6 protein-coding genes are annotated in these 5,088 nt (G+C 41.5%); all 6 read left to right on the top strand.

The window, feature by feature from the left end:
- Positions 1–126 precede the first annotated feature (126 nt).
- The 6 genes from ACUVXA_RS16180 to ACUVXA_RS16155 all read left to right on the top strand — a co-directional run bounded on the left by ACUVXA_RS16180 (position 127) and on the right by ACUVXA_RS16155 (position 4,968).
- Positions 127–423 (top strand): hypothetical protein, encoded by a 297-nt coding sequence (locus ACUVXA_RS16180; protein ID WP_445872320.1) that lies wholly within the window; start codon positions 127–129, stop codon positions 421–423.
- A 62-nt stretch (positions 424–485) separates the two neighbouring features.
- Entirely contained in the window at positions 486–998 is a 513-nt protein-coding gene (locus tag ACUVXA_RS16175) for a UDP-N-acetyl glucosamine 2-epimerase (protein WP_445872319.1), read from the top strand.
- Complete coding sequence (locus ACUVXA_RS16170) at positions 992–1,765, top strand: glycosyltransferase family 2 protein (protein ID WP_445872318.1); 774 nt, start codon at positions 992–994, stop codon at positions 1,763–1,765. The genes ACUVXA_RS16175 and ACUVXA_RS16170 overlap by 7 nt, the downstream gene beginning before the upstream one ends.
- An 89-nt stretch (positions 1,766–1,854) precedes the next feature.
- Positions 1,855–2,832 (top strand): NAD-dependent epimerase/dehydratase family protein, encoded by a 978-nt coding sequence (locus tag ACUVXA_RS16165; RefSeq protein WP_445872317.1) that lies wholly within the window; start codon positions 1,855–1,857, stop codon positions 2,830–2,832.
- Positions 2,819–3,868 carry an NAD-dependent epimerase/dehydratase family protein gene (locus ACUVXA_RS16160; protein WP_445872316.1) on the top strand — a complete coding sequence of 350 codons (1,050 nt, stop codon included), beginning with the start codon at positions 2,819–2,821 and terminating at the stop codon, positions 3,866–3,868. Before ACUVXA_RS16165 ends, ACUVXA_RS16160 begins: the two co-directional genes overlap by 14 nt.
- 164 nt (positions 3,869–4,032) lie before the next feature.
- Complete coding sequence (locus ACUVXA_RS16155; RefSeq protein ID WP_445872315.1) at positions 4,033–4,968, top strand: glycosyltransferase; 936 nt, start codon at positions 4,033–4,035, stop codon at positions 4,966–4,968.
- The last annotated feature ends 120 nt before the right edge of the window (positions 4,969–5,088 follow it).

Raw genomic sequence — 5,088 nt, 5'->3', positions numbered from 1 at the left:
CAATTATTCTTTTCGAACTATCCCAACAACCCACATACTTAAGGCGCCTTCTCCATTTTCTTAATGATAAAACTTATATAAGTGGAAAAAGCAATTCAAAAAGGACAATAAAATAAAGCAACTTGGTTGAGAAGAGGAGGCCCCACATCCGAAAAACATCTGAAAACAATCAGCCACAAACCAGCCATTCCGAACATCCGCCACCCACCAACCAGCAGCCCCCAAAAACAAGCCCCAAACGAACCCACCATCCTTTCCAAAAACAAGCACCCAAAAAGCGGAGGGGACAAAAATCTCAAAACACACCAAAAACACCAACCCACACCCCAACAAATCACCCAGCAACAACACCACAAACAAACCGCCAATCCAGCAGCCACACCATGTCTAAACAAAACGGGGAAAACAATGAAAACCACCTAACGTAAAAAATCTCAAAACCCACAAAATAGAGAAGAGAAAAAATTTTTCAAGGGGAATAAATTTTGGTAAGCATAGCTTGCATCGCAGGAACCAGACCCGAACTAATAAAAATGGCACCAGTAATAAAAGCCCTACAAAAAAATAACAACACAGACCTCACCTTCATACATTCAGGTCAACACTACGACACGAACATGTCAAACATATTCATGCAGCAACTCGGACTACCCGAACCCACCGACAATCTAAGTGTAGGCTCTGGCACCCCAGCAGCACAAACCGCCAAAATCCTAGCAAAGTGCGAAAAACTCCTCCGAAAATATCAACCTGATCTGGTTCTCGCAGAGGGAGACACAAACACCGTACTCGCATCATCCCTAGCCGCCATAAAGGCAGGCATACCCTACGGGCATGTAGAAGCCGGACTAAGATGTTACGACCGCAAAATGCAGGAAGAAACCAACAGAGTAATAGCCGACCACAACGCAGAACTCTGCTTCGCACTCACCGAAAGAAACACCCCCCAATATTATTTCCTTTCCAAAAAAATGACCAAAGGGAGGAAAACATGCTGAAATTCGAAAACACTACCGAGACACATCCAACAAAAACCACCCCTAGTATAATCGATGCAGAAAAAACAGAAATCGACATCTCAGTAGTTATACCCTGTTTAAACGAAGAACCAACAATAGGAGAATGCATCAACAAAATCAAAAACGTTTTCAGAAAACTAAAGCTACGCGGCGAAATAATAGTCTCAGACAGCTCCACAGACAACTCCCCCACAATAGCAAAAAAACTAGGAGCAAAAGTAGTACACCCCCCCGAAAAAGGCTACGGCACCGCATACCTAACCGGAATATCCGAAGCAAAAGGACAATACATAGTTATGGCCGACGCAGACGGCACATACAACCTAGAAGAAATATACAAATTCATAAAAATATTACAAAAAGATGGAGCAGACATCGTAATAGGAACAAGACTCAAAGGCAAAATCCTACATGGAAGCATGCCCAGACTCCACAGATACATCGGCAACCCCCTCCTAACCCTCACCGCAAACATACTATTCGGAACCAGAATCTCAGACATGCACTGCGGAATGAGAGCAATCACCAAAAAAGCATGGAAAAAAATAAAAACAGTATCACCAGGAATGGAATTCGCATCCGAAATGCTAATAAAAGCAGCAAAAAAAGGACTAAAAATCGTAGAAACCCCCATAACCTACCACCCAAGAAAAGGTACAAACTCCAAGTTAAACCCCTTAAAAGACGGCTACAGACACCTAAAACTACTAATAAAATCACGTTTCACAAAATCATTTTCAAAATAAAGGTCCACGCAAGTTATAAATAACAATTAGATCTCTACACCAGCTTTCTTTAATAGATTACATAAAAACAGAGATGAGAGGTAATAATCTTGATTTGGAATGACAAAAACGTCTTAGTTACCGGAGGCGCTGGATTTATCGGTTCCCACTTAGTAAAAAGATTGCTAGACCTAGGAAGTCATGTTTCTATTGCTGATGACTTCTCTCGAGGTAGAAGGAAGAACATAGAACCCTTCTTAGACGAGATTCAGCTTCACACCCTAGATTTAACAAAGCCTGAGAACTGCATAAAAGCTACGAAAGGTATAGATTACGTTTTTCACCTAGCGGCATCGGTAGGCGGAATCCACTACATAAAAAAAGAAAACGTAGGAGGATCCACTCCCAGCCTCTTAATGAACACCAACATGATGGAAGCCTCGAGAATAAATGATGTAGAAAGGTTTCTCTTTACCAGCTCTGCCTGCGTATACAGAGAAAAAACATCAGAACTCAACAGATTTAAAGAAGAAGACGCCTACCCCGCAAATCCTCACACCACATACGGGTGGGCCAAGCTAATGGGCGAAATCCAGTGCAAATCCTACTATCTCGATTACGGAATCAAGTCTTCTGTTGTCAGAATCTTTAACGCGTACGGGGAAAACGAAAACCTTGATCCTAGATGGTCACACGTTATTCCCTCTACCATTAGGAAGACAATACTCTACCCCAAAGAAGAACTCAAAATTTTTGGAGACGGCACACAAGAACGAGCTTTTCTATACGTTAAAGACTGTGTAGAAGGCCTAATTCTAAGTATGGAAAAAATCGAAGACGCAGAACCAATAAATTTAGGAAGCGAAGAATTGGTTTCCATAAATGAACTAACCAAAAAAATTATAACTCTCTCGGGTAAAGAAATCAAAATTGAAAACGACCTGTCTGCACCCCCAGGAACTCATAAATACTGCGCAGACACAACAAAAATGAAAAAGGTCTTAGGATGGAGCCCCCAAACTCCCCTAAGCGAAGGACTCAGAAGAACCTACAACTGGGCACTAGGTGAACTAAGTGTGGGACAGTAGAAATGTACTGGTCACAGGAGGAGCTTCCTTTATAGGAAGCCATCTGGTCGATTCCCTCCTAAAAAAAGGAGCAATAGTTAAGGTAGCAGATGATTTTTCCAGCGGAAAATTAAGCAACTTAGAATACCCCCTAAAAAAGGATTCATCGAACACCTGGTCTCATAATAGCTTATCTGTCTTCCAAGGAGATTTAAAGGATAAGTCCTTTACCAAGGCCGTATTAAAAGATGTAGAAGTCGTCTTTCATCTGGCGGCGCTCCATGGGGGAAGAGGATACATCCATACCCACCCAGCTCAGTGCTGCACCAACATGATACTGGATCAACTGGTCTTTGAGGAGGCTCAAAAAGCGGAAGTGGACAGAATCTGCTTCGCCAGTTCCGCGTGTGTCTACCCCGCACATCTTCAGGAAGAAACCGGGTCAAACTACCTGCTCAAAGAGGAGGACGCCGATCCATTCGTTAGAGACAAGGCGTTAGCGGATCTAGAATATGGCTGGGCAAAACTAATGGGAGAGATGGCTCTAAAGGCCTATCATAGACAGTACGGAATGAAAACCTCCTCAGTGAGAATATTCACCGCCTACGGACCAAGAGAGAACGAGACACACGCCATAATAGCCCTAATCGCTAAGGCGTATATTAAGATGGATCCCTATATAATTTGGGGGACGGGAAAACAGGATAGAAACTTTACCTACGTTCAGGATATAGTAGATTTTCTAATTCGCGCCGCAGAAAAAATAGAAGACGGCACACCGATCAACGCTGGAAGAGACGATAGAATCACCATAGACCAGGCAGCCGATATCATATTCGATATTGCAGGGTGGAAACCCAAGAAAATCGTCCACGATTTATCTAAACCAGAAGGAGTAGCCTCCAGAGCAGCAGATTTGACGAAAGCAAGAAAAATTATTGGAGAACCTAAAGTATCCTACAGAGAAGGATTCAAAAAAACCATCGAATGGTATTTTACTAGCAAAAACAGAGAAGAAGTAAAATCCAAACTAGATACCTTACTAATAGAGCGCTAAAACCGTCAGAAATACAAACCCCCTTCTGTAAACTTCAGCTACTCCCTTAGAGAGTAAACAAACCATTATCATCAGAAACTGGAACAAAAGATAAACAAAACAAGTATAAACAAGAAAAAGGAAAAATATACGGGAAACATAAAAAAGAAGGGAGAATAAGTTAAATGCCCACTGTAAGCTTCATTCTTCCCACAAAGAACGTAGAGAAAAACATCCGAAACCTGCTGGAAAGCATTTTCTCCCAAGACGTAGAATATAAAAAAGAAGTTCTAATAATGGACTCATCCAACGATAAAACTCCAGAAATAGTCAAAAAGTACCCCGTCAAGCTCGTAAGGGTTGAACCCGAAGATTACAACTACGGAGGAACACGCAATCTAGGAGCCACAATGACCACCGGAGAATTCCTGGTATTCCTATCCACAGATGTAGAAATAAAAGACAAAAAATGGCTGTCAAAACTGCTGAGAAACTTTTCGGATCCAAAGGTCGGAGGCGTCTTCGGAAGACAAATTCCAAAAGAGAACGCAACGCCAATGGAAAAGTTCTTTATACTAAACACATACCCCACGAAAAGTTACACCCTTTCTCTAAGCAACAGCCAGAAACTCAAGAAAGCCATCTTATTCTCCAACACAAATTCTGCCATCCGACGAAGCGTTTGGAAAAAAGTAAAGTTACCAGAGATGTTAAAAAGCGAAGACCAGGAATGGGCAAAAAGAGCCCTAACAGCAGGACACAAAATAGTATATGACAGTGAAGCAATAGTCTACCATTCACATAACTACACAATAAAAAATGTTTTCCAGGAGTATTTCGACTCGGGCGCCACAATGCCCTACGTTTACGACAAAAAAGTAATAAACTACTCCATGAATAACTTCCTACTCGACGGGATAAAATATACAATTAGAGAGTACAACTTCATGGCAAGCAACGGCTACCTCTCTTGGATTCCCTATGTCACAATATATGACGCATTCAAATTCCTAGGCATGTTCCTCGGCTCAAAACATAAATACATGCCCCTATGGCTAAAAAAAGCACTATGCAAAAAGAAAAACCATTGGGACAAATACGATGGCATTATAAATGAATAGCGCGTAACGGATTTCAAAAGTCACTATATGAACTAAATGAATAAGCATAAAAATTTTTGTCTTCAAACAGTATTTGAAAATGAAATAGGTTATTAAAACTGGTTTTGGCTGGTGAGCAGC

The organism is Candidatus Jordarchaeum sp. (genome assembly GCF_052745115.1).
Note: the sequence above shows the minus strand (reverse complement) of the source record. Positions and strands in the feature narration are given on the sequence as shown.

What these genes read in the sequence shown, in the direction of transcription:
- ACUVXA_RS16170 (WP_445872318.1), top strand. Translation starts at nt 992, where the DNA reads ATGCTGAAATTCGAAAACACTACCGAGACACATCCAACAAAAACCACC.
- ACUVXA_RS16155 (WP_445872315.1), top strand. Translation starts at nt 4,033, where the DNA reads ATGCCCACTGTAAGCTTCATTCTTCCCACAAAGAACGTAGAGAAAAAC.